The sequence below is a fragment of the Aeromonas sp. 600276 genome, from assembly GCF_049175815.1.
Taxonomy (GTDB): domain Bacteria; phylum Pseudomonadota; class Gammaproteobacteria; order Enterobacterales; family Aeromonadaceae; genus Aeromonas; species Aeromonas dhakensis.
In genome coordinates this window covers 310,097-332,434 of sequence record NZ_JAAKVU010000001.1, presented here as the reverse complement: position 1 = coordinate 332,434, position 22,338 = coordinate 310,097, and the positions used below count along the sequence as shown (strand labels likewise).

Annotated in this window: 24 protein-coding genes and 1 riboswitch; of the genes, 12 read left to right on the top strand and 12 right to left on the bottom strand. The window is 61.9% G+C overall.

Annotation, left to right across the window (positions count from 1 at the left end; translation table 11 throughout):
* Nucleotides 1–28: 28 nt before the first annotated feature.
* Complete coding sequence (locus tag G5134_RS01585) at nt 29–1,558, bottom strand: aryl-sulfate sulfotransferase (RefSeq protein ID WP_197495602.1); 1,530 nt, start codon at nt 1,556–1,558, stop codon at nt 29–31.
* A gap of 87 nt (nt 1,559–1,645) precedes the next feature.
* A riboswitch (TPP riboswitch) is annotated at nt 1,646–1,759 on the top strand.
* Nucleotides 1,760–2,034: 275 nt separating this feature from the next.
* Between G5134_RS01585 and thiC the strand changes: the two genes are divergently transcribed.
* From thiC to thiH, 6 genes are read left to right on the top strand one after another with little or no spacing between them, the layout of a single operon-like run.
* The gene (thiC, locus tag G5134_RS01580) at nt 2,035–4,077 is read left to right on the top strand and encodes a phosphomethylpyrimidine synthase ThiC (RefSeq protein WP_065017396.1); all 2,043 of its coding nucleotides are present in this window, start codon (nt 2,035–2,037) and stop codon (nt 4,075–4,077) included.
* Nucleotides 4,074–5,681, top strand: a complete 1,608-nt coding sequence (thiE, locus tag G5134_RS01575; protein WP_065017397.1) for a thiamine phosphate synthase — start codon at nt 4,074–4,076, stop codon at nt 5,679–5,681. Before thiC ends, thiE begins: the two co-directional genes overlap by 4 nt.
* Nucleotides 5,671–6,465 (top strand): HesA/MoeB/ThiF family protein, encoded by a 795-nt coding sequence (locus G5134_RS01570; protein WP_421231833.1) that lies wholly within the window; start codon nt 5,671–5,673, stop codon nt 6,463–6,465. Before thiE ends, G5134_RS01570 begins: the two co-directional genes overlap by 11 nt.
* On the top strand, nt 6,462–6,668 hold the full coding sequence (thiS, locus tag G5134_RS01565) for a sulfur carrier protein ThiS (RefSeq protein ID WP_005308183.1): 207 nt from the start codon (nt 6,462–6,464) through the stop codon (nt 6,666–6,668). The genes G5134_RS01570 and thiS overlap by 4 nt, the downstream gene beginning before the upstream one ends.
* A 1-nt stretch (nt 6,669) precedes the next feature.
* Nucleotides 6,670–7,437: a thiazole synthase gene (locus G5134_RS01560; RefSeq protein ID WP_201941516.1), complete on the top strand. Its 768-nt coding sequence runs from the start codon at nt 6,670–6,672 to the stop codon at nt 7,435–7,437.
* 20 nt (nt 7,438–7,457) lie between these two features.
* Entirely contained in the window at nt 7,458–8,678 is a 1,221-nt protein-coding gene (gene thiH / locus G5134_RS01555) for a 2-iminoacetate synthase ThiH (RefSeq protein WP_421231842.1), read from the top strand.
* 570 nt (nt 8,679–9,248) lie between these two features.
* On the opposite strand, the gene G5134_RS01550 is transcribed toward thiH, so the two are convergent.
* Entirely contained in the window at nt 9,249–10,028 is a 780-nt protein-coding gene (locus tag G5134_RS01550; RefSeq protein ID WP_421231832.1) for an FRG domain-containing protein, read from the bottom strand.
* A 530-nt stretch (nt 10,029–10,558) separates the two neighbouring features.
* Nucleotides 10,559–11,194 carry a Vat family streptogramin A O-acetyltransferase gene (locus G5134_RS01545; protein WP_421231831.1) on the bottom strand — a complete coding sequence of 212 codons (636 nt, stop codon included), beginning with the start codon at nt 11,192–11,194 and terminating at the stop codon, nt 10,559–10,561.
* A 222-nt stretch (nt 11,195–11,416) separates the two neighbouring features.
* On the opposite strand from G5134_RS01545, the gene G5134_RS01540 reads away from it, so the two are divergent.
* Complete coding sequence (locus G5134_RS01540; RefSeq protein WP_010635332.1) at nt 11,417–11,998, top strand: hypothetical protein; 582 nt, start codon at nt 11,417–11,419, stop codon at nt 11,996–11,998.
* 33 nt (nt 11,999–12,031) lie between these two features.
* Here the strand turns inward: G5134_RS01540 and G5134_RS01535 are convergent, their stop codons facing one another.
* The 3 genes from G5134_RS01535 to G5134_RS01525 form a co-directional block, all read right to left on the bottom strand.
* Entirely contained in the window at nt 12,032–12,547 is a 516-nt protein-coding gene (locus G5134_RS01535; protein ID WP_219326143.1) for a hypothetical protein, read from the bottom strand.
* A complete protein-coding gene (locus tag G5134_RS01530) occupies nt 12,544–12,957 on the bottom strand; it encodes a GNAT family N-acetyltransferase (RefSeq protein ID WP_117405468.1) in 414 nt (137 codons plus the stop codon). Before G5134_RS01530 ends, G5134_RS01535 begins: the two co-directional genes overlap by 4 nt.
* 96 nt (nt 12,958–13,053) lie before the next feature.
* Entirely contained in the window at nt 13,054–13,371 is a 318-nt protein-coding gene (locus G5134_RS01525; RefSeq protein ID WP_005308203.1) for a DUF6968 family protein, read from the bottom strand.
* Between the two features lie 331 nt (nt 13,372–13,702).
* Here G5134_RS01525 and G5134_RS01520 point away from each other — a divergent pair, with 331 nt between their 5' ends.
* On the top strand, nt 13,703–14,632 hold the full coding sequence (locus tag G5134_RS01520) for a GGDEF domain-containing protein (RefSeq protein WP_017783669.1): 930 nt from the start codon (nt 13,703–13,705) through the stop codon (nt 14,630–14,632).
* 435 nt (nt 14,633–15,067) lie between these two features.
* Entirely contained in the window at nt 15,068–16,342 is a 1,275-nt protein-coding gene (locus G5134_RS01515) for an amino acid permease (protein ID WP_421231830.1), read from the top strand.
* A gap of 63 nt (nt 16,343–16,405) precedes the next feature.
* On the opposite strand, the gene G5134_RS01510 is transcribed toward G5134_RS01515, so the two are convergent.
* On the bottom strand, nt 16,406–17,044 hold the full coding sequence (locus G5134_RS01510) for an exopolysaccharide biosynthesis protein (protein ID WP_005308210.1): 639 nt from the start codon (nt 17,042–17,044) through the stop codon (nt 16,406–16,408).
* A gap of 213 nt (nt 17,045–17,257) precedes the next feature.
* On the opposite strand from G5134_RS01510, the gene G5134_RS01505 reads away from it, so the two are divergent.
* Together G5134_RS01505 and G5134_RS01500 are read left to right on the top strand one after the other, a co-directional pair.
* On the top strand, nt 17,258–17,878 hold the full coding sequence (locus G5134_RS01505) for an outer membrane beta-barrel protein (protein WP_043171484.1): 621 nt from the start codon (nt 17,258–17,260) through the stop codon (nt 17,876–17,878).
* 5 nt (nt 17,879–17,883) lie between these two features.
* Nucleotides 17,884–18,429: a GNAT family N-acetyltransferase gene (locus tag G5134_RS01500; protein ID WP_329267442.1), complete on the top strand. Its 546-nt coding sequence runs from the start codon at nt 17,884–17,886 to the stop codon at nt 18,427–18,429.
* On the opposite strand, the gene G5134_RS01495 is transcribed toward G5134_RS01500, so the two are convergent.
* Entirely contained in the window at nt 18,410–18,715 is a 306-nt protein-coding gene (locus tag G5134_RS01495; protein ID WP_019841019.1) for a monooxygenase, read from the bottom strand. The genes G5134_RS01500 and G5134_RS01495 overlap by 20 nt on opposite strands.
* Before the next feature lie 122 nt (nt 18,716–18,837).
* Here G5134_RS01495 and G5134_RS01490 point away from each other — a divergent pair, with 122 nt between their 5' ends.
* A complete protein-coding gene (locus G5134_RS01490) occupies nt 18,838–19,203 on the top strand; it encodes a winged helix-turn-helix transcriptional regulator (RefSeq protein WP_421231829.1) in 366 nt (121 codons plus the stop codon).
* Here G5134_RS01490 and G5134_RS01485 read toward each other — a convergent pair.
* The 4 genes from G5134_RS01485 to G5134_RS01470 all read right to left on the bottom strand — a co-directional run bounded on the left by G5134_RS01485 (nt 19,200) and on the right by G5134_RS01470 (nt 22,294).
* Nucleotides 19,200–19,634: an N-acetyltransferase gene (locus tag G5134_RS01485; protein ID WP_421231828.1), complete on the bottom strand. Its 435-nt coding sequence runs from the start codon at nt 19,632–19,634 to the stop codon at nt 19,200–19,202. The two genes, G5134_RS01490 and G5134_RS01485, sit on opposite strands and share 4 nt — an antisense overlap.
* A 125-nt stretch (nt 19,635–19,759) precedes the next feature.
* Nucleotides 19,760–20,332: a hypothetical protein gene (locus tag G5134_RS01480; RefSeq protein ID WP_005308223.1), complete on the bottom strand. Its 573-nt coding sequence runs from the start codon at nt 20,330–20,332 to the stop codon at nt 19,760–19,762.
* A 127-nt stretch (nt 20,333–20,459) separates the two neighbouring features.
* A complete protein-coding gene (locus G5134_RS01475) occupies nt 20,460–21,497 on the bottom strand; it encodes an acyltransferase (protein ID WP_421231827.1) in 1,038 nt (345 codons plus the stop codon).
* 176 nt (nt 21,498–21,673) lie between these two features.
* Nucleotides 21,674–22,294 (bottom strand): PepSY-associated TM helix domain-containing protein, encoded by a 621-nt coding sequence (locus tag G5134_RS01470; RefSeq protein ID WP_421231826.1) that lies wholly within the window; start codon nt 22,292–22,294, stop codon nt 21,674–21,676.
* Nucleotides 22,295–22,338: the final 44 nt, after the last annotated feature.

Here is a 22,338-nt window from a genome sequence, read left to right as displayed (position 1 = left end):
CGCGTCACAAGGAACGCGGCTCTGCCGGTTATTGGAAGTGAATATTCTCGAGAGGGATCTGGATGGCGTTCCACGAGGTATAGCAGGGCCTTGGGCTAGGATAGGTAAACTCGAATAGTTTTTGCTTGTCCTTGTTTATGCCCTGAATGACAACCTTGGTCCGATTGTCGGCTGCTGCATAGTTGATGAGAAAGTCCCCCTGAGTCGCCAGCTTGTCTTCATAGATGCTGGAACAGATATCGGAATAGATGCCATCGTCAAAACTCCAGGCAACCTGGGCCGTCTTGCTCTGGCTGTCGATAGCAAAAATGGCGGTCTGACTGCTAGTCAGATCTATGCCGGTCGGTGTGCCAGTGGGGTTGTTGAAGCTTCTTCGTCCATTGTTGAACAACATCAGACGTCCATCTTTGGTTATGGAGACGGCATGTTGTCCTATGGGGGTCTGCCCGGAGGAGAGCGACAGCGCCAGCTTTTGCAGGGAAGGGTAGGAGTACCAGTGTTTGGTTTCATCACCAAGCAACCAGATCAGCTTGCCGGTAGCGTAATCCAGCTTGACGACAAAATTTTCCCGGCTGGAGACCACCAGAGTATCATCGGACGGGTCATAGGTGGCAGCGTTCATGTGGAACCAGTCAACACCATCTCTAACAAAGTTGCTGGGGTCGTCCCCCTCTTGCAACATGTATTCAGAAAATATCTTGCCGAGATCCCACTCCTTGATGACCTTGCCGTCAGTGTCTATTTCACTGAGGAAAGATTCTAATTTCAATGCTCCACCAGTGGTTCCATCCAGTTCAATCAATATTCCCTGTTTGCCTTGGTCGATATTATGATGGAAGTAGGCATCGCTTCCCATTGTTGAGCCATCTAGAGTGAGTGTAGTGCTCTTTCCGTATAAATTTAACGAGTCTATTATTCTACTCTTAGAGTTTCCAGTTAAGAATAGATTGTCCATAAATATGGATGAGGTAGAAATATTTCTGATACCGATATCCCAACGGATTTCTCCGTCAATATCCATGATGATAGGAGACTTCAATGATCCTTTCATATAAAAATAGCTATATGTAGGTGTTGCAGTAGGTTTGATACTGATGTCTACATTGTCATAGACACCTGCACTGTCGATATAGTTATCGGTGACAATAGTCTTTTGAAACGCATAGTTACTGGCATCAATAAACTGAATGCTGACAGTCACTTCATTGATATAGGCGCTGTATAAACCAAAGATGGGAAGTTGAACTCTGTTGCTGGATGTATCATACAGCCCATTGGTTGAAATATATTGCCAATCATAAGTGGCTGTTACCGGTTTGGCGTAGCTGCCTACTTTGGGGCTGATGGTGAAAGAAATGCTTTTGATTTTACTGTGATCCAACCCTGACAAGTCCAGTGCCGAAATAAAAACTGAGTCATGGATATCATTTTCAACTACTTGGGTTGCAGGATCATACTTGAATTGTTCCGCCAGTGTTTTACTGTTGTCACTTCCTCCGTTGCAACCATATAGAGCGAGACATGCGAGGCTGAACAAACATGATTTTTTTATACTCATAGCAAACACCATCCCTGTGTTAATGGATGTCCCCAGTGTAGTGAACAATTCATAGTTGAGTAAAAAAATAAGCCATATATACTGGCTCACATCTTGTCGGAGTGCTGACCGTCGAACGACGCTAAGCTGAGACCGTTAATTCGGGATCCGTGGAACCTGATCAGGTTAAGACCTGCGAAGGGAAACAAGGGTAACTTGCGGGTTACCGCGCCGGGGCAAACCCTCGCTCATCAGGAGCAGGGCCCCACCCATCAAGGGGTCCGCCCGCGATGGCTCAGGCGCAGAGGGGGAGGCTGTCCCATCCGGTCGTCCATAGGGCGCCGGGTTTCCAGACTAGGGAAACACCGGGATGGCAGAGCTGGGAAGATCCATGCCCGACTCACTCCCCCGAGCACACACCGCCGCAAGTTCATCTTCTCCTCGAACTCCAGACAAGCAAACACCCATAACTTCAACCAGTTAATGTGAGTTTTGCTATGTCTACCAATGTTGCTGATACCGCCAAATCCAGCCGCCGCGAGCAGCGCTCCAGCGCCCAGACCTTTATCGACAACCTGAAGGGGATGGCTCACCCCAACTCCCGCCGCATCTTTATTGAAGGCTCCCGCCCCGATATCCGGGTGCCTTTGCGGGAGATCCAGCTGGCCGACACCTTTGTCGGCGGCACCAAGGAAGCCCCCCAGTTCGAGCCCAACGAGCCGGTGCCGGTCTACGACACCTCGGGCCTCTATGGGGAAGAGGCTGCCCCCATCGACGTGCGCCGCGGTCTGCCGCGCCTGCGTGAAAACTGGGTGCTGGAGCGCGATGACACCGAGGCGCTGGAGGGCCTGAGCTCCGTCTTCACCCAGGAGCGCCTGGCCGACGAGGGGCTGGATCACCTGCGCTTCGAACACCTGCCGAGCGCTCGCCGCGCCAAGCCGGGCCGCCGGGTGACCCAGCTGCACTACGCCCGCGCCGGCATCGTCACCCCCGAGATGGAATTTATCGCCCTGCGCGAGAACATGGGCCGCGAGCGGGTGCGCTCCGAGCTCTTGCGTACCCAGCATCCGGGTCAGGGCTTTGGCGCCAGACTGCCGGAGAACATCACCCCCGAGTTCGTGCGCGATGAAGTAGCCGCCGGGCGTGCCATCATCCCCAGCAACATCAACCACCCGGAAGCCGAGCCCATGATCATCGGCCGCAACTTCCTGGTGAAGATCAACGCCAACATCGGCAACTCGGCGGTCACCTCCAGCATCGAAGAGGAAGTGGAGAAGCTGGTCTGGTCCACCCGCTGGGGCGCCGACACCGTGATGGATCTCTCCACCGGCCGCTACATCCACGAGACCCGCGAGTGGATCCTGCGCAACAGCCCGGTCCCCATCGGTACAGTGCCCATCTACCAGGCGCTGGAGAAGACCAACGGCATTGCCGAAGACCTCACCTGGGAGCTGTTCCGCGACACCCTGCTCGAACAAGCCGAGCAGGGGGTAGACTACTTCACCATCCACGCCGGCGTCTTGCTGCGCTTCGTGCCGATGACCGCCAAGCGCCTCACCGGCATCGTGTCGCGCGGTGGCAGCATCATGGCCAAGTGGTGCCTCTCCCATCACAAGGAGAACTTCCTCTACGAGCACTTCCGCGAGATCTGCGAGATCTGCGCCGCCTACGACGTCAGTCTGTCGCTGGGTGACGGCCTGCGTCCGGGCTCTGTCTACGACGCCAACGACGAGGCCCAGTTCGCCGAGCTGCGCACCCTGGGCGAGCTCACCAAGATCGCCTGGGAATACGACGTGCAGGTGATGATCGAGGGCCCCGGCCACGTGCCCATGCACATGATCGAGCGCAACATGACCGAGCAGCTGGAGCACTGCCATGAGGCGCCCTTCTATACCCTGGGCCCGCTCACCACCGACATTGCCCCGGGTTACGATCACTTCACCTCCGGCATCGGCGCCGCGCTTATCGGTTGGTACGGCTGCGCCATGCTCTGCTACGTGACCCCCAAGGAGCACCTGGGCCTGCCGAACAAGGAAGACGTCAAGCAGGGGCTGATCACCTACAAGATCGCCGCCCACGCCGCGGATCTGGCCAAGGGCCACCCGGGCGCCCAGATCCGCGACAACGCCATGTCCAAGGCGCGTTTCGAGTTCCGCTGGGAGGATCAGTTCAATCTGGCGCTGGATCCCGACACCGCCCGCGCCTACCACGACGAGACCCTGCCCCAGGAGTCCGGCAAGGTGGCCCACTTCTGCTCCATGTGCGGGCCCAAGTTCTGCTCCATGAAGATCACCCAGGACGTGCGCGACTATGCGGCGAAACTCGAAGCGGTGGAGATCAAGCTGGTGGGCATGGATGGCCAGCAGGAGCGTGTGGTGGCCGAGGTGGAGAGCGGCATGGCCCACAAGGAGCCCGAGACCTTCAAGCAGACCGACGTCGAGAGCGGCATGGCGCGGATGGCCGAGACCTTCAAGGAGACCGGCGGCGAGATCTACCACCAGGCGGCGACCCTGAAGCAGGCCGCAGGGGAGGAGGCGTGAGCAGCGAGCGCGGGGCTGTCAGCCCCGCCGACCTGTCCGCGGTGACGCAGGCCCGTCCCGTGGTCTGGACCATCGCCGGGTCAGACTCCGGCGGCGGGGCCGGCATTCAGGCCGACCTGCACACATTGCATGACCTTGGCGTGCACGGCTGCTCCGTCATCTCCGCCATCACGGCCCAGAACTCGGTGGCGGTGAAGATGGTCGACCCCGTGCTGATGCAGACCTTCACCGCCCAGATCGACGCCCTTAGCGTCGATCTGCCACCCGCCGCCATCAAGATCGGTCTGCTGCCGACCCGGCTGCATGTGGAGGTGCTGGCCCGCCGACTGGCAGCCACCCCGGCCCCCTTCGTGGTCTACGACCCGGTGGCCATCGCCAGCACCGGCACCCCCATGGCGGAGCCCAATATGCTGGAGGCAGTGCGCGAACAGCTGTTGCCGCGCCTCTCCTTGATTACCCCCAACGGCCCCGAGCTGGAAGCCCTGACCGGCCTGCCCGCCACCAGCCCTGAGCTGGTGCGCCTCGCCGCGCGGCGGCTGCGCGAACTCGGCGCCCGCGCCGTGCTGGTCAAGGGGGGCCACCTTGCGTGGAGCGGGGATCTGTGTCTGGACTACTACCAGGACGAGACCCGCGAATTCTGGCTCACCGCGCCGCGCCTCGATACCCGCCACGGCCACGGCACCGGCTGCTGCTACGCTAGCGCCATCGCGGCGGTAGTGGCGCAGGACTATCCGGTGGAGGACGCCATCACCCTGGCGCGCGCCTACCTGCAACAAGGCTTGGCAGCGGCGCAGGGGGTGGGGGCGGGCCCCGGCCCCATCGCCCATCTCGGCTGGCCAGCCGATCTTGCCCACTTCCCCCGCGCCGTGCTGGCGGGGTCAGCCCTGGATCGCCGCTTCGGCCTGTATGAGACAAGCGGTGCCCGCCTGCCGCAGGGCCCCTTCGCGCCGACCGAACACAACCTCGGCCTCTATCCGGTGGTGGATTCGGTCAAGTGGCTCAAACGCCTGCTGGGAGCCGGGGTCAAAACTATCCAGCTGCGCATCAAGGATCTGCCCGCCGCTCAGGTGGCGCCGGCCATTCGTGATGCAGTGGCGCTCGGTCGCCGCCATGGGGCGCGACTCTTTATCAACGACTACTGGCAGCAGGCCATCGAGGCGGGCGCCTGGGGCGTGCACCTGGGGCAGGAGGACATGGAGACTGCCGATCTCGCCGCCATTCAGGCCGCCGGGCTGCGCCTTGGCATCTCCACCCACGGCTACTTCGAGCTGATGCGTGCCCGCGAGCTGACCCCCTCCTATATAGCGCTGGGTCATATCTTCCCGACCAACACCAAGGCCATGCCTTCGCGCCCGCAGGGGCTGGAGCGGCTGCACCGCTACCGCGCCCTGATGTGCGACTGGCCGACGGTCGCCATCGGCGGCATCAGCGAGGAGCGGGTCGCGGCGGTAAAAGAGAGTGGGGTCGGCAGCATCGCCCTGGTCTCGGCCATCACGGCGAGCGACGACTGGCAGGGGGCGACCGAGCGGCTGCTCGCCGCCGTGGGGGAGGGGGACGCGCCACGTTCGGCCACGGCCATAAGAGAGGTGGACCATGCTCTCTGATGCCGCGTCTCTCAGTGACGAAGAGTATTTGCGCTACGGTCGCCAGCTGATGCTGGGGGAGATCGGGGAAGCCGGTCAGGCGCGGCTCAAGGATAAATCTGTGTTGATCGTGGGCCTGGGGGGGCTTGGCTCGCCGCTGGCCCTCTATCTGGCCGGGGCCGGTGTGGGCACCCTCTGGCTCGCCGATGGCGACACGGTGGATTCCAGCAATCTGCCGCGCCAGATCCTGTTCGATGTCGATGCGGTCAACCACTCCAAGGCGGAGCTGGCCCGCGAGCGCTTGGCCGCCCACAACCCGCTGGTGGAGCTGATCGCCATCAATCAGCGGCTCGATGCTGCCAGCCTGCCCGGTTTTGTGGAAGAGGTGGATCTGGTTGTCGACTGCTGCGACAACCTGGCCACCCGCCAGGCCATCAACGCCGCCTGCGTGGAGCAGGGCAAGCCCTGGATCTCCGCCGCCGCTGTGGGCTGGCAGGGACAGCTTATGGCACGAGTAAACAGCGATCACGCCTGCTACGCCTGCCTCTATCCGCAGGATACGAAAGTCAGTCAGAGCTGCGAGACCAGCGGCGTCACCGGCCCGCTGGTCGGGGTGATGGGCACCCTGCAGGCGCTGGAGGCACTGAAACTGTTGCTCGGCCTGCCAAGCCCGGTCGCCGGTACATTGCGCCGCTTCGATGCGCTGGCCCATCAGTGGCAGACCCTCACTCTGGCCCCGGATCCCGATTGCCCGGTTTGCGGACAGCGCCGATGCCTGACACACGATAAGGAGATCACCCCATGACCTTGACCATTCGACTCAACGATAAAGCCCAGTCGCTGGCGGCAGGGCAGAGTGTGGCCGACCTGCTGGCGGCGCAAGACGTTAATCCACAGGGGGTGGCGGTGGCCCTTAACGGCGCCGTGCTGCCCCGAGGCCGCTGGGCCGAGACCCGTCTCAATGACGGGGACGAACTCCACCTCTTCACCGCCATTGCCGGAGGCTGACATGCTCAAGATTGCCGATCACACCTTCTCCTCGCGCCTCTTTACCGGCACCGGCAAGTTTGCCCGCCCGGAACTGATGGCCGCCGCCATCGAGGCGAGCGGTTCCCAGTTGGTCACCATGGCCATCAAGCGGCTCGAACCGGGCAAGGCCCACGACGATATCCTGAGCCCCTTGCTGCAACTCGGGGTCAAGCTGCTGCCCAACACCTCCGGCGCCAAGACCGCCGCCGAGGCGGTATTTGCCGCCCACCTGGCCCGCGAGGCGCTGGGGACGAACTGGCTCAAGCTGGAGATCCACCCCGATCCTCGTTACCTGCTGCCCGATCCCATCGAGACGCTGAAAGCCGCCGAGCAGCTGGTGAAAGAGGGCTTTGTGGTGTTGCCCTACTGCGGCGCCGACCCCGTGCTCTGCAAACGGCTGGAAGAGGTGGGCTGCGCCGCCGTGATGCCGCTCGGCGCGCCCATTGGCTCCAATCAGGGGCTGGTGACCCGGGAGTTTCTATCCATCATCGTCGAGCAGGCCAATGTGCCTGTGGTGGTGGATGCGGGGATCGGTGCGCCGAGCCACGCGGCCGCCGCCTTTGAGCTGGGCGCCGATGCCGTGCTGGTCAACACTGCCATCGCGGTGAGCGGCGACCCGGTCGCCATGGGCCGCGCCTTTGCGTTGGCCTGTGAGGCAGGCCGTAGCGCCTATGAAGCAGGCCTTGGCGCCCGCGCCCTGCAGGCCCAAGCCTCCAGCCCGCTTACCGATTTTCTGGGGGCGTTATGAGTCATGAAACAGGGGCGACCATGAACATCTCCCCCTTGCCCCAAGGGCAGCCAGAGGTTTGCCCCCCTCTCCCTCTGGGAGAGGGGCTGGGGGTGAGGGCGCCGGGGGGGAGGGCTAAGGAGCCTACCTTTCTCGACCGATGGCAGGAGCTGGAGTGGGACGATATCGGCATGCAGATCCGCGCCAAGACCGCCGCCGATGTGGCGCGAGCCCTGAGCGCCCCCCGTCGCACGCTGGCCGATTTTATGGCGCTGATCTCCCCAGCCGCCGAAGCGTACCTGCCGCAGATGGCAGCAGAGGCCGAGCGGCTGACTCGCCAGCGCTTTGGCAACACCATCGGCTTCTATGTGCCGCTCTATCTGTCGAACCTCTGTGCCAACGACTGCACCTACTGCGGCTTCTCCATGAGCAACCGCCTCAAGCGCAAGACCTTGAATACAGAGGAGATTGAGCGCGAGTGTCTGGCCATCAAGGCGCGCGGTTTTGACAGCGTGCTGCTGGTGACCGGCGAGCACGAGCACAAGGTGGGGCTCGCCTATTTTCGCGAGGTGATGCCCATCATCCGCCGCCACTTCAGCACGGTTGGGATGGAGGTGCAGCCCCTCTCGCAGGCCGAATATGCCGAGCTCAAGACCCTCGGCCTCGATTCGGTCATGGTCTATCAGGAGACCTACCACGCCCCCACCTACGCCCGCCACCACCTGCGCGGCAACAAGCGGGACATCGCATGGCGCCTCGCCACGCCGGATCGGCTCGGCCGCGCCGGTATCGACAAAATCGGGCTGGGGGCGCTGATCGGTCTCTCCGCGGACTGGCGTGCCGACAGTTATTTTGTCGCCGAGCACCTCGCCTGGCTTGAGCGCCACCACTGGCAGAGCCGCTACTCCCTCTCCTTCCCGCGCCTGCGTCCCTGCACCGGCGGGCTGGAGCCGGAAGTTATCATGTCGGATCGCCAGCTGGCCCAGCTTATCTGCGCCTGGCGCCTCTTCTCGCCGACCCTGGACTTGTCCCTCTCGACCCGCGAGTCGGCCACCTTTCGCAACGGCGCGGTGCGCCTCGGCATCACCCAGATGTCGGCCGAGTCGCGCACCCAGCCGGGTGGCTATGCCGAGGGGGATAAAGAGGAGCTGGAGCAGTTCGCCATCCACGACGACCGCCCGGTGGGGGAAGTGGCCGCCGCCGTGCGGCAGGCAGGGTTGCAGCCGGTGTTCAAGGATTGGGAGCCCTTCCTGGGCCGATAGGGGCGGCCACGCCCCTTTGCCGGTGGCATCCGGGCGTGTTCAGCCAGACTCCGTGCCTGTGGCAAGCAGGCACGGCTACACCGTGCAATCGTAGGGTCGATTAGCCGTCAGGCGTAATCGTCCGTTCCGAGGCATGCCGTTGGCGGCAGGAGCCGTTGTGTGGTGGCACGGCTTTGCCGTGCAGGATGCGAGGCCGTCGGCCTCGAAGGGGGTTTCGCCCGCCCTTCTGGCCGGGCGAGTGACTTTGGAAAGACCCAAAGTCACCAAAGGTCTTCTCCCCCGCTTATTCGCCCGACTGCGTCGGGTGCCTTCGGCTCACCCGCTTGTCCGACGGCACGCGGCGACGGGCCGTCCATGGCCCGGCGTCGCTCGCTCGACATCCTGTCTCGCGGCCTGGACAAGCGGGCTCGCCTCAGCGAATAAAAGGGGGAACAATACCGTGCCCGCCATAACTTCAAAGTCAGCCGTATGGTGCAATAAGCGGAGCGCATTGCACTGCTTATTGGTATTGGAGGCCTAATATAGAGGTGCAATTCACTTCCTTCATTACACCCTACGGGATTGCAGCAGTTAGTTACACCCAACCTCTCTTTTTATTCTTGTGCATAAAGAATCCAAGTCTTGATAAATGAATTCTTCATCTATGCCAAGTTTGGAAAGATTTGATAACATTTTAAGTTTTTCATCTCGGCCTTTGACATTAATTTTTATTAATCGAAAACTTTTTGAATCATCCATTATCATATCAATGCTATCATTCTCAGATCCATGAACAGTAAAGCATCCTTTTTGAGACGACACGCGTTTGTTGGACTGGCTCGCGTTAATTGCAATAGGTTTTTTTGGTAGATTTGAAATCTGAGGGTTCAAATTAGGTGGCAAGTAATCATCAATGTTTACACTTCCAACCTTTTTTGCTCTTAGTTCCGCAGGGCAGTAAACTCGGTTAGTACCAATAGTAATTTCATTTAATTCATAAGGGCTGATGCACCATACTGCGCCTATATCTTCAGACTCTAAGTCTGAAGATATAGCAAAATATAATGCGACTAAGGCAGATTCAGACCAATCTAACATGCGTGTCGGTAAGCCATGATGTTGCATTAATGTATATGTTTCCCATTCATTTAATGGATAACCATTCAGATAGGATTTATACGAAACTAGAAATCTGTGTTCAAGCGTTGCTTCATCATCATGTAAATTTCTCCATATTATTCCAGGAACAGGTTTAAAAGTATGGTTTGATACACCACGAAACCATAACTCATTTAAATTACCAAAGCTTTCAATCAATTGTACATATCCAGTTAAGCTGGAAACTTCAAATTCATGTGCATTTTTTATCATGGCGTAGCAAGTGTCCTTAATAGCGTTTATGTTCTGATTGACAGTGTGTAGTTAAGTTTCTACGACAGAGGGTAATGTTGCTCTTCAACTTCAATTGTATGACTGTTTACTATAAACAACCAATGCTAGTACGGCGAGTTACGAATGTTTTTTGATAAAAATATTGCTATTTTTCATAGATGCTTTTTCCTGCATCCAAAATCCCATGTTGTTCGTTCTTTGATAACTATAGAGAGTTTTTAATTTGATTATTTAACAGCTTGGCACAATTATATTGCTTTTTTGTACAGGGGTTAATCGGTTCGGAGCACCCTGATATGGCGTCAGCCCCATTTTATTTCCCCCAGAATACCGCCCTGCACCACCCATCTTCATTTTTGGTAAAGCTGGAAATCCGCTCGCGGAGCAGTTGGCCCGTTACGGCCTCATTGAAACCGTTGAGGCCACGACGCAGGGCCTCGAATTCATGGGCCTGAGGCGGTTGGGGTGGGGTTAGTTGCATGGTGCTTCCTGCTTGATGGTGGTCGTCTCTATCGGGTTGCCGCTTCCAGCGTGGCTATCTCGCCGCTGCTAATCAGCGCCACGTGCTGGCTGATCCGCGCCACCGGCCAGTCCCACCAGGCGAGGGCGTTGAGACGGGCGATGGTGTCGTCGTCGAAGCGGTAGCGGATCACCTTGGCGGGGTTGCCGCCGACCACGGCGTAATCGGGCACGTCAGTGGTGACCACGGCGCGGGCGGCGATGATGGCGCCGTTACCGACCTTCACCCCCGGCATGATCAGGGCCTCGAAGCCGATCCAGACGTCGTTGCCGATGACGGTATCGCCCTTGTAGGGGAGGCTGCCCGGGGCGGGAGCGGCATGCTCCCAGCCGTTGCCGAAGATAAAGAAGGGGTAGGTGGAGAAGCCGGAGGTCTGGTGGTTGGCGCCATTCATGATGAATTTCACCCCGCGGGCGATGGCGCAGAACTTGCCGATGATGAGCTTGTCGCCGATGAAGGGGAAGTGGTAGAGGACGTTGCGCTCGAAGTCTGCCGAATCCTCGGGGTCATCGTAGTAGGTGTAGTCACCCACCTCGATATTGGGCCCCTTGATGGTGTTCTTGATAAAGCACACCTGGGGGAAGCTCGCCATGGGGTGCGGGTTGGCGGGGTCGGGTCCGTGCATGGGGTGCTCCTCTGGCGTCTGGGCTCAGGCTACCCTAACGGAATCGGGTGAAGCCTTGCCACCCTTTTGTGCCCTCCGCTTCGCCAGTCTCTGTCGCCCTGTGGTGGTGGGTGCATCGACCCCGCCGGGGTTTGTCTCTAGCATAAGGAGGATGCGGGGCAGGGGCTCCGCCATGCGGGCGGTGGTTGATGCCCGTTTACGGACTTCTGGCGGAGAGAAAAGATGAAGCTGCGTTCCTTGTTGATGGTGGGGGCCCTGCTGCTGGGCGGTTGTGCGGTCAATCCCTACGGTGGCACTCAGGCCCCGGTCAGTGAACCGGACCAGCCAGTAAGCCAGCCGGACAAACCGGTGACCAAGCCAGATGCGGGGGCGCCGCTGCCCAAGCCGGTGGCGCCGACCGGGCTGGCGCTGGCCATGGCCGATGCGTTTGTGCAGGCCCCCGAGGTACGGGAGCTGGCGCAAACCGGTCAGCCGGTGCTGCTGCTCACCCCGCCCCAGAACGGCACCGGCGAGCCGGTGGACACCCGAGCCATGGCGGCTGCCATGAGCAAGCGCATCCAGAGCAAGAGCGGTTTTCGCTTTGTCGACCCGGGTCAGGTGGCGGCCATCACCGGCCAGCTGGAGTATCAGCAGGGCAGGATGAACCCGGCCTCCCTGGTGCGGCTCGGTCGCCAGACCGGCGCCGGCTACATGCTGTACGGGGATCTGGTGGCCGAGGGCAGCCGCTATCGGCTGTCGATGACCCTGATGGAGCTGCGCAGCGGCGAGCTGCTCTGGAGCGGCAGTCGCTCCGCCAGCCACTGAGGATGCCGAAGGGCTGACAGGTTTGTCAGCCCTTCACGCTTTGGGCGGGGCCAGCAGGTTGAGGTAATCGAGCAGCGAGAAAGGGTGTGCAAAGCCCGTCAGCTTGGCCAGTCTGTCCAGCTCTGTCTGTCCAACTTGCTGTAACTGTGCCTGCTGAGCCGGCGTGAGCGTCGTGGCTCTTGCTTTGATCAGGGCATCGAGCAAGGTGCGGTCTCCGGCGACTGCCTGATGAAACGCCTTGATCGCCAGCGCATCTACCTCTGCTGCGGTGCAGCGTTCCATGCTCTTCTCATGCAGGTAGACAAGCACAGTCACCTGCTGCTCTCTTTCCAGCAACCAGAAGCGATCCTCTTTGGGAGGCAACGCGGGTTTGTGGCGGGCCTTGCTTGCCTCACAACGCGCAAACGCCGGATCCAGATCGTGCAACGACAGGGCCATGGCGTTCTGGCTTGTGGTCAGCAACAGACACAGTGCACCCAAGGCCGAGCTGAGGAGCGTGGGTTTGGCCTTGCCCTTGCCCTTGGTGGTGAGTGGCGACAGCGACCTCATACCTGCTTTTTCAGAAAATAGGTGGTATGCCCGGGCGGCATGTCCGGCAGCTCGCCAAAGACCTGGTAACCCTGCTTCTGGTAGAAGGGCAGCGCCTGGAAGCTGGTGGTTTCCAGATGAAAGTTGCTGATGCCCTTGCTGCGGGCGTACTGCTCCATGGTGGCGAGCAGGCGGCCGCCCCAGCCATCCTGGCGGATGCGCTCGTCAATCCAGAGCCAGTCCACGTGCAGCCAACCCCACTTGAGGTCGGCGGTGATGCCGCCGTGCACCTTGCCCGCTTCATCCTTGATAAAACTGGCGATGTGCTCGCGCAGGTGGGTGCCGGCCTGGCTGATGTTGTAGCCAGACAGGCCGATGCGCAGCGCGTCGACATCCTGCTCGGCAGGGGGTTGGGGCGGGGTCAGGTGCATGGTCTCTCCAGAGCCGGGTAAAGGGCCTCTATCAATAACCGTTCAGACTCAATCTGGTCAAGCTATTGCCCCTTCCCGGCTGCCGCCGGCCCGGCGTCACAACTGCGGGAAGTAGCAGGCGGCCATGTCGACCGGGTGATCGGGGCTGCCGGGCAGGTAGAAGTGCCAGCCCGCATCGGTGAAGGCGCGCAGCTCGCTCTCCACGAACTTGAGGGCGAGGCTGAGGGCCTGCAGGGCATCGACGCCATAGATGAAGGTCTTGTTGCCAAGGCCGTCCAGCTTCACCTTGCAGCGCCAGTCGCCGCCGGCGGACTTGGGATCCGGCTCGGGGGCTCCGATGGCTATCTTCACGGTCAGCTGTTCTCCCTCGATGCTGATGGCATCGAAGCGCGCTTTCACTATGGCTCTCTTCATCTGGACGATCCTTTTCCGGGGCCAGGCGTCTGCCTGGCCGGGCTGATGGGGGGTGAGTCGGCCGGGAGGGCAGACTCAGGAAGGTCAGCCTAATGGATGAGGGCGCCACAGACAACGGGCGCAGCGGCGCCTTGTGAGGTGGCTTGAAGATCCATGATTGCTGCTCTTTTGATCAACGGGCGGCGGGGCAAGCGCTATTTTCCCGTATTGCTTGATGCGCATCCATGAATGGCCGGATTCGCTGCTGGTTCGGCGCCGCACCCGGCACGATAATTGGGGCAGGCGGCCAGCCCGGCGTGCGCCTCTCGTTCCCCGGATCCAAGGAAACCGCATGGCACTTTCGGTCGAGCAATTATATGAAGTGATGGCCCAGCTGCCCGATCCCGTCTTCATCCTGAGCGAAGACGGCTACTACATCGAATACATCGGCGGGGTGGAGCAGCAATCCTATCAGGATGGCAACCCGCTGGCGGGCAAGCGACTGGCCGATGTGCTGCCCGCCGACATGACCCGCTGGGTGATGGATCAGGTGACCCTGGCGCTGGATTCGGGCCAGGTGCAGGTGGTGGAGTACGAGCTGGCGGCGGTGGAGGTGGAGGGGATCGACGCCTCGGTCGGGCCGCAGGGGATGCAGCGCTTCGAGGGCAAGATTGCCCCGCTGCCCTCCCGCTACGACGGCAAGCGGGCGGTGGCCTGGGTGACCCGCAACATTACCGGCCAGCACGAGCTGCAGCAGCGGCTCAAGCTGCAGAGCGAAACCGACCAGCTGACCGGCCTCTACAACCGCCGCTATTTCTTCGAGCACTGCCGGCAGCGGCGGGAGAGAGAGGCTCCCTGCAGTCTGGTGATGCTGGACATAGACCACTTCAAGCAGATCAACGATCGCTTCGGCCATCAGCAGGGCGACCGGGCGCTGCAGCGCTTCTGCGACTGCGTGGCCGCCCAGCTGCGGGCGGACGATCTGTTCGTGCGCAGCGGCGGCGAGGAGTTTCTGATCCTGCTGCCCGGCATGAGCGAGCCGGATCTGCAGGCGTTGGCGGAGCGGATCCGGGCCGCCGTGGCGGCGCTACCGGCAGATCCGGTGGCCTTTACCGTCAGTCTGGGCACCACCCTGGTGCAGCCGGGGGAGGAGATCAACCAGGCGCTGGCCCGCGCCGACGAGTGGCTCTATCGGGCCAAGCGGGCGGGTCGCAACCGGGTCGCTCACTGCCCTGCGGATGGCCAGCGCAAGGGGGCAAAACAGGGGAAGCCAACCCCCTGATATATGGCGGCAGGACCGGCACCAATATATCGGCGGCGGCCTGGGCCATTCATTGCATAATTGGCTGATATTGCCGGGCTGATGCTGTTAATATTAACGGGCCACTCTCTGGCCTTATTCAAGTTGTTGAGCAACTCATCGAGGTTTTGTCGTTATGTTATCAGACGGAGCTGAATTGATTATCTTGAGGCCAAAATGACACATCTTATTTCCTTTTGAAACAAGCTGATTCAAACAGTCATGAATTATTAACCTTGACCTTTATGGCGATTTCAACGATGGTAGCGTGGCATCCCCGTTTCCTCTTGGTGATCATGTTGATCGCAGGCGGGCTTGTTTTTTCTACGATCCGGTCGATATGCCGCTGCATATCACCAGCCTAATTACACGGGCCAATAAAATAAAAGATGACAGATTAATAAGGTGTATATCGCAATGAGTGTTGCTATTGCTGAAAAGAGTAATCCCGCATCAAAGTTGAAATGGGAGAAAAGTGATTCGGTATGGACCATGGGCTTATATGCCACTGCGGTCGGTGCCGGTACACTGTTTCTCCCTATTACCGTTGGCAGTAATTCGCCGGTTATTTTGCTGTTTATATTATTGATGGCATTTCCGCTTTCTTATTATTCCCATCGGGCATTGAGTCGTTTCGTATTATCCAGCTCCCATCGGGAAGGGGATATTACCCACGTGGTGGAAGAGCACTTCGGTGCGCGGGCAGGCAAGCTGCTGATGCTGGTCTACCTGATGGCCTTCTACCCCATCATTCTGGTCTACAGCATCTCCATCACCAACGCGATCCAGAGCTTTGTGGTGCACCAGCTGGGCAATGCCGAGATCCCGCGCGGCATGCTGGTGTTGGGGGTGATGCTGGGGCTGCACCTGGTGCTGCTGGCGGGCAAGCAGATCGTGGTGTCGGCCATCAGCGTGCTGGCCCTGCCCATGGTCGCCTTCCTCATCGGCCTCTCCATCTATCTGCTGCCCCAGTGGAGCCTCTCCTACTTCAGCGAGAGTCAGGGGGTGGACTGGCGCGACCCGGCGTTCTGGAAATCCCTCTGGCTGATTGTGCCGGTGATGGTGTTCTCCTTCAGCCACGCCCCCATCATCTCCTCTTTCAGTGCGGCGCAGAAGAAGCGCTGTCAGGCGAGCGCCGACCAGCGCGCCAAACGGATCATCAAGTGCAGCAGCCTGCTGATTTGCGGCAGCGTGCTGTTCTTCGTGGTGAGCTGCGTGATGAGCCTGAGTCAGGCCGAGATGGCGCAGGCCCGCATCGACAATATTTCGGTGCTGTCGGCGCTGGCGAACAAGTTCTCCAATCCGCTGATCGCCTACGTGGGGCCGCTCATCGCCATTCTGGCCATGTCCAAATCCTTCCTCGGCACCTCCATGGGGGTGAGCGAGGGGACGGTGAGCATGGTGAACGGAGCCTGTCAGGGGCTGGGGCTGTCGCTGCGTGAAGCGACCATCGCGCGGGTCTCGTCGGTCATTCTGTTCGTGGTGACCGGGGTCATCACCTACTTGAACCCGAACGTGCTGGAGATCATCGAGAAGGTAAGCGGGCCGCTCATCGCGGTGATCCTGTTCCTGCTGCCGGCCTGCTCCATCTATCGTCTGCCCGCCCTCCAGCGTTATCGCGGGGCGAGCACCCTCTTCGTGCTGGTGATCGGGCTGCTGGCCATCTCGGCCCTTATCTACGATCTGCTGTAACGGCGGATCCCGCACAAGTCAAAAAGGGCGACCATCTGGTCGCCCTTTTTCTTTGTTTCACCGTTAGCCGAACAGGGTGGAGACGCTCTGGCCGGCCATCAGCAGGCCGATGGCCAGGGCGCTGAACCAGACCAGGGTGGCGCTCACCAGCAGGTAGCCGCTGGCGACGAACAGGCCGTCGCGCTGCAGCATGCCGATGGCCAGGAGCAGAATGGCCCAGGCCGGCATGGCGTTGGTGAAGGGGATGGCCCCGAGCGGCAGCATCAGCAGCAGGGCCGCCAGCATGATCAGCAGGCCGTTGCAGCGGTTGATGGTGCTGCTGCCGGTCAGCAATAGCAGACGCGGGCGGATGAAGCGGTCGATGCGGGCCAGCAGATCCGCCCCCTTGTGCAGGGTCGGCTTGAGCTGATCTGCGGCGAAGCGGCGCTCCATCAGGATGGCGGGCAGCCAGGGCACCCGGTTGAGGGTGATGCCGATGCCGATGAACAGGATCAACAGGCCAAACGGGGTGCTGACGCCGGGAATGGAGACCGGCAGCAGGAAGGGGACGGTGAGCAGCACGCAAAACAGCAGCATGCCCTGCTCGCCGACCAGGGCCAGCATCTGGCGCAGGCTGATATGGCTATCCTCGATGGCGTGGGCGGTGGCCCGCAGGGTGTCGGAGAGCTTGTTCTGGGGGTCGTTGAGTTGCGCGGCAACCATTCCCTGTGTCCTTCTGGTGAGTGGCACCGGCCCACCATGAGCCAGCTGCCGGCCAGCATACGGGGCAGAGGTTAATCGGGGATGAATAACGGGCGGGACGGCCGAGTGTGATCCTTGCGGCGAAAACGGCGCGATACAGGCTGGGTTTAGGATAGGGGCCAGGGGGCTCTGATATGCTTGACGGGCACTGGTGCAGCGCACGGAGGAGCCGTGATGAAACGAACAGGGATCATGATGATGGGGCTGTTGTTGCCGCTGGGGCAGGCCTGGAGCGCCGAGGGAGAGGCCGCCCCCGGCTGGCAGGTGACGCCGTTCTTCGGTTACAGCTCGGCCATCGACTTCGAGGCCAACGACGACCCCCAACCGACGCCTGTCGCCACCCGGCTGGAGTCCTTGCAGGGGGAGCGCTCCGGCAGTTGGGGCCTGTTCATCAGCAGGGAGGTGGACGACCCCGGCATGATAGAGCTGCTCTACAGCCACCAGTCCACCCACCTCTCCCCCGATCAGCCGGAGCGGTTGACGGTGGATACCCTCCACTTCGCCGGGGCGCTCACCCTGTCGGACAACCTGATGGCCCCCTATATCGGCGCCGGGATCGGGGCGACCCGCTTCGCCGCCTACGACAGCGAGGTCGCCCCCTCCATGTCGCTGGCGCTCGGGGTGCAGCCGCGCCTGACCGAACATCTGGCGCTGCGGGCCGAGGTGCGCGGTTATGGCGCCCTGGTCAACGACAACAGCCAGTTTCTCTGCAACCCGGACCAGTGCGTGTTCAAGGTGCGCGGCGAGCTGGTGACCCAGTGGCAGGCCAATATCGGCCTGACCCTGCGCTTTTGAGCCTGATGCACCGCAGCGCCCTGCCGCCCCTGCCCCGTACACTGCCTTCGTTGTCGACCCCGCGGCTGCTGTTGCGGGCGTTTGATGCCAAAGACAGCGCCGATCTGTTCGCCATCTACGGGGATCCTCTGGTGATGCGCTTCGTCGGCGAGCCGCCGTTTCCCTCCCTCGCCACCGTGGCGCAGATGCTGGCGAGCGTGGAGCGGTTGCTGGCCGCCGGCGAGTCGCTGGAGTGGGGGTTGGTGGTGCGCGACCGCAGCCGCCTGATCGGCACCTGCGGCCTGCACAGCTTTGCGGGCGAGGCTGGTCTGCGCCAGGCGGAGGTGGGCTGCATGCTGGCTCGCAGACATTGGGGAGAGGGGTGGATGACAGAGGCGCTGACGGCCCTGATCGCCTATGCCCGCCAGCTCGGCCTTGCCACGCTGGTGGCGGATATCGAGCCGGACAATCTGCCCAGCCAGCGGCTGTTTCGGCGGCTGGGCTTTGTCTGGCAGCAGGATGGCTGCTACCGCCTGGCGCTGGGCGAGGGGATCACTGCAGACCGTGGGTGAGGCGGCTGAGGGGTTCGTTGACGTCGAACAGCTTGAACTGCACCGCGCTGGCGCCCATGGCGAGCACCCGCTGCTCGTGCATGATGGCGTAGGCGAGGGCGCTCGCCTCATCCTCAAACAGATAGATGCCACCCGCCTCGCCGGTGCGCGGGTTTTCGGTCCAGATCTTGGAGATGAAGCCCGGCTCCTTGGTGATGGACTCGGCCAGCGGCATGGCCGCGCTCGTGAGGGCCGGCCCCATCAGCTCGGCCGGGAAGTTGAAATGGATCTGCAGCAGGCTGGGCATGGTGCACCTCTGGTGGGCGTTGTATGGATTGAGCCCGCATCATAGGAAGCCGGCAACTTGGCTGCAAGAAGGCACATTTTCGTGGCATAGTTACCGCAAAGTAACCACTCGCGAGCCATCCCTTGTCCTCACTGCCCTGTCCCGCCTACCGGGTGCTGCGCCTGCTGGCCGGCAAATGGAAACCGGCCATCCTGTTTCATCTGCGCGCGCAGACCCTGCGCTTTGGCGACCTGCGCCGCAGCCTGCCCGAGGTGAGCCAGAAGGTGCTCACCGCCCAGCTCAAGGAGCTGGAGAGCGACGGCGTCATCATCCGCACCCTCTACCCCGACGTGCCACCCAGGGTGGAGTACAGCCTGAGCCCGCTCGGGGTCGCCCTGATCCCCCTGCTCCAGCAGATGCACGACTTCGCGCTGAGCCACGGCGATCTGCTGGCGCTGAGTGAAGCGGAGGCGGCCCGCACCGACCCCCATCCCGCCGAGCGCTGTTAAGCCTGCGCCGGCCAGACCATTACCCACTCGGCGCAGCCGGTGTGGGGATCCACGGCGTCGGCCGCCACCTGAAACCCTTGCGCGCGATAGAAGTCGCACGCGGTCCGGTTCTGCTGATAGACCTGCAGCCGCAGGGCCGGCAACTGCCCCTTGGCGTGCTCGAGCAGGGCCTTGCCCAGCCCTTTCCCCTGCTGCGCGGGGGCCACGAAGAGGGCGGCCAGGGAGCCCTCGTGCAGGGAGTAGAAGCCAAGCAGCTGGTCACCCAGGCAGAGCACCTGGCTGTCGGCGGCGGGCAGGTAGCTCTCCCGCATCGGCGCCAGGTTGGCGTGCCAGTAAGCGGGCTCGATGAAGTGGTGGGCCTGCAGGGAGGCTTCCAGCCAGATGGCGAGGACGGCCTCGGTGTCGGCCGGGGTAAAGGGGCGTATCTGCATGGGTGTCTCGTCTGGATTCGTCAAAAGAGGGGCATGGTAGCAGCACTGGCTCTGCCGTCACCCGCCAGCGGGCAAAAGTGGAGCCCTCGTAACAAAAAAGGCGACCCGCAGGTCGCCTGTTGCCGTTAGCCGGCGTAGGGGAGGGAGGAGTGGTGCAGCACGATGCGAACCTTGCCGTCGTCCCCCTTCTTGAAGCCCCAGGTCTTGTCGACCGTGGTCTGCTTGTTGTCCCGGTCGGTCAGGTGCACCTTGCCCATGGTGAGGGCCATGTCGCCGTTGATGTAGACGGCGGCATTGCTGTAGTCGTAGCTCTGCCAGTTCTTGAGGGCGAAGCCGCTGTCGGCGGGATAGGCCTTGTTGTTGCCGACGAAGTAGGCCAGCGCCCCCTCCCGGTTGATGCGAAAGGTCTGCTCGCCGCCGGCCAGGGTCGGCTTGAACAGTACCGGCCCCTGAGCGTAGCCGTAGGCGCTGTCGAGCACGGCGCCGGCGGTGGCTCTGGCCTTGTCGATGCCGCCGCTGCGGTAGTCGTCGCTGATCTGGATCAGGGCCTTGCCCCAGGCATCCTGGGCGGCCTTGATCTCGGCTTCGGTGATGTTGTTGTTGGCGATTTCGGCGGCGCTGAGGGAGCCGCTGGCGGCGAGCAGAACGAGGACAAGGCCGGCTTGCTTGGTAAACAGGGTCTTGGTGAACAACGTCATGGGATGATGACTCCTGGGTTCGCGTTTAAGGAGTCCCGGAGTTTATCTATCCGCGATGAATAAAAATTGAACCCATCATTCAGCCTCGAGTGGGGAGGGATCTGCCTCCCTCCCATCCTCATTCCCCTCAGCGGGCCCGCAGCAGCCAGCGACTGACCGGGATCGCCGCCAACAGCCGATAGCCGAGCAGGGTGAGCGCCAGCAGCGCCGGCACCTTCAGCAGCTCCCACCACATCAGCTTGCCCTGCGGGCCGAAGATCATCAGCCACACCACCAGCATCATGTGCAGGCAGTAGAGACCCAGCACCTTGGGTGCCTGGCGCTCGAGCCAGCTGCCCTTGCCCCAGCCCGGATTGGCCAGCAGCAGGCCGAACAGCCCCAGCGCCCAGGGGAGCGAACCCAGCAGGAAGTCGTGGCGGTTGAGGGGCACGGCGACAAAGTGCAGCAGCCCTGCGGCCTCTAGGGCGTAGAGCCCCATCCCCGCCATCATCAGCAGGGCGCAGCGCCTGGCGTCCGGCTGCCAGACGCGCAGGCGCAGCTCGGCGCCAAGGGCCACGAACAGCAGCGAAAAGAAGGGGCCGTTGCGGGTCAGCAGGGCCCACTCGCCCCCCGGGAGCAGCGAGCCATAGGAGCCACCGAGCAGGGCCAGGGCGTAGAGCAGGGCCCCCAGCAGCAGGGCTAGCCTTGGCAGGCGGACCTGCTGGCAGAGCGCCAGGATCAGCACCGCCAGCATCAGGGCGGGCAGGAACCAGAGGTGGATCATGCCGCCCACCCACCAGACGTTGAGCGGATCCCCCAGCTGCATCTGCCACTGGCCTGCCATGGCCGGCAGGTAGCCCTCGCTCACCGCCGCGAGGGGGTTGAAGGGGATCAGCAGATAGAGCAGGCTCCACGCCAGCCAGAGCCCCAGCAGGGGGCGGCAGTAGCGCAGCGCCACCGTCAGGGGGTGGCCTGCGGCGAGGGCGGGTTGCAGAAAGTAGCCGGCACAGAGGAAGAACAGCGGCACCGCGAAGCGGCAGAGCTGGTTGATGATGGCCCCGAGCAGGGGGTAGGGCGTGCCGTCCCACAGGGTGGGATCGAAGGGATTGCTGAAGGGGGAGAGGTGAATGGTCATCACCGCTAGGATGGCCACCACCCGTCCGCATTCGATGCTGGAGATGCGCATGCTGCCTCTTGCCGCTGGGATTGAGGGCGCACCCTAGCAGCTGCGGGCGGCCCCCATCCAGCCGCCAGGCCGGCAACTGTGAGCCCCATCGGTGGCCGGTTACCCTTTGTTACCCGAGGTGCAGGCAAGGTTACCGCCGCCGAGAGGCCGATCCCGTTTTGCCGTCGGTAAACGCGCTAGAGCAGGGCCACCAGCACCGTGACCAGGGCACCCAGCAGCAGCAGGGCGATGCCGCGCGCGGCCGGGCCGTGCAGCTTGTTCCACATCAACAGGCTGGTGAGGGCCAGCAGCAGCATGGCCAGCGCCGCCAGATCCCCCACCAGCTGCCACGGCAGGCCGGTGCCCATGCCGCGGTGCAGCCGGTTGAGGCTGGCGGCGAAGTTGGCCTGCTGCAGTTCGGTGCGCACCAGCAATGTGCCTTCCACATAGCTGGCTGCCACGCTTTCGCTCAGGGTGACGCCGCGCAGCTCCCAGCGGGCCGGCAGGGTGAGCGGGCCGTCGGGGGTGGGCAGGGTTTGGGGCGGGGTGAGCTGGACGCGCCCCTCCTCGAACCCTGCTGCATAGCGTTGTTGCAGCAGGCTTTTCAGCTCATCCGGGCTGGTCAGCGGCGCGCTCAGCACTATCTCTTCGCTGGATTTATCGGTGTGGGGGCCGGGCAGCGGCAGCACGGCCCGGTGTTGCAGCCAGAGGCCGGTGAGGCCGTAGAGCAGCATCAGGGTGAGGGTGGCAAAGCCGGCCCAGGCGTGGATACGGCGCACCCACTTGTTGTTGTGCAGGGGGAGTTTTCTGCGTCTCATTGCTCGGTGCTTCATAAAAATCTGGCCAGCAGGAGCTGGCCAGA

Bases quoted from the DNA above. Each gene is read 5' to 3' on its own strand.
- G5134_RS01585 (WP_197495602.1), bottom strand. From the start codon at position 1,558: ATGAGTATAAAAAAATCATGTTTGTTCAGCCTCGCATGTCTCGCTCTA.
- thiC (WP_065017396.1), top strand. From the start codon at position 2,035: ATGTCTACCAATGTTGCTGATACCGCCAAATCCAGCCGCCGCGAGCAG.
- G5134_RS01570 (WP_421231833.1), top strand. From the start codon at position 5,671: ATGCTCTCTGATGCCGCGTCTCTCAGTGACGAAGAGTATTTGCGCTAC.
- thiS (WP_005308183.1), top strand. From the start codon at position 6,462: ATGACCTTGACCATTCGACTCAACGATAAAGCCCAGTCGCTGGCGGCA.
- G5134_RS01560 (WP_201941516.1), top strand. From the start codon at position 6,670: ATGCTCAAGATTGCCGATCACACCTTCTCCTCGCGCCTCTTTACCGGC.
- thiH (WP_421231842.1), top strand. From the start codon at position 7,458: ATGAACATCTCCCCCTTGCCCCAAGGGCAGCCAGAGGTTTGCCCCCCT.
- G5134_RS01550 (WP_421231832.1), bottom strand. From the start codon at position 10,028: ATGATAAAAAATGCACATGAATTTGAAGTTTCCAGCTTAACTGGATAT.
- G5134_RS01545 (WP_421231831.1), bottom strand. From the start codon at position 11,194: ATGCACGGACCCGACCCCGCCAACCCGCACCCCATGGCGAGCTTCCCC.
- G5134_RS01540 (WP_010635332.1), top strand. From the start codon at position 11,417: ATGAAGCTGCGTTCCTTGTTGATGGTGGGGGCCCTGCTGCTGGGCGGT.
- G5134_RS01535 (WP_219326143.1), bottom strand. From the start codon at position 12,547: ATGAGGTCGCTGTCGCCACTCACCACCAAGGGCAAGGGCAAGGCCAAA.
- G5134_RS01530 (WP_117405468.1), bottom strand. From the start codon at position 12,957: ATGCACCTGACCCCGCCCCAACCCCCTGCCGAGCAGGATGTCGACGCG.
- G5134_RS01525 (WP_005308203.1), bottom strand. From the start codon at position 13,371: ATGAAGAGAGCCATAGTGAAAGCGCGCTTCGATGCCATCAGCATCGAG.
- G5134_RS01520 (WP_017783669.1), top strand. From the start codon at position 13,703: ATGGCACTTTCGGTCGAGCAATTATATGAAGTGATGGCCCAGCTGCCC.
- G5134_RS01515 (WP_421231830.1), top strand. From the start codon at position 15,068: ATGAGTGTTGCTATTGCTGAAAAGAGTAATCCCGCATCAAAGTTGAAA.
- G5134_RS01510 (WP_005308210.1), bottom strand. From the start codon at position 17,044: ATGGTTGCCGCGCAACTCAACGACCCCCAGAACAAGCTCTCCGACACC.
- G5134_RS01505 (WP_043171484.1), top strand. From the start codon at position 17,258: ATGAAACGAACAGGGATCATGATGATGGGGCTGTTGTTGCCGCTGGGG.
- G5134_RS01500 (WP_329267442.1), top strand. From the start codon at position 17,884: ATGCACCGCAGCGCCCTGCCGCCCCTGCCCCGTACACTGCCTTCGTTG.
- G5134_RS01495 (WP_019841019.1), bottom strand. From the start codon at position 18,715: ATGCCCAGCCTGCTGCAGATCCATTTCAACTTCCCGGCCGAGCTGATG.
- G5134_RS01485 (WP_421231828.1), bottom strand. From the start codon at position 19,634: ATGCAGATACGCCCCTTTACCCCGGCCGACACCGAGGCCGTCCTCGCC.
- G5134_RS01480 (WP_005308223.1), bottom strand. From the start codon at position 20,332: ATGACGTTGTTCACCAAGACCCTGTTTACCAAGCAAGCCGGCCTTGTC.
- G5134_RS01475 (WP_421231827.1), bottom strand. From the start codon at position 21,497: ATGCGCATCTCCAGCATCGAATGCGGACGGGTGGTGGCCATCCTAGCG.
- G5134_RS01470 (WP_421231826.1), bottom strand. From the start codon at position 22,294: ATGAGACGCAGAAAACTCCCCCTGCACAACAACAAGTGGGTGCGCCGT.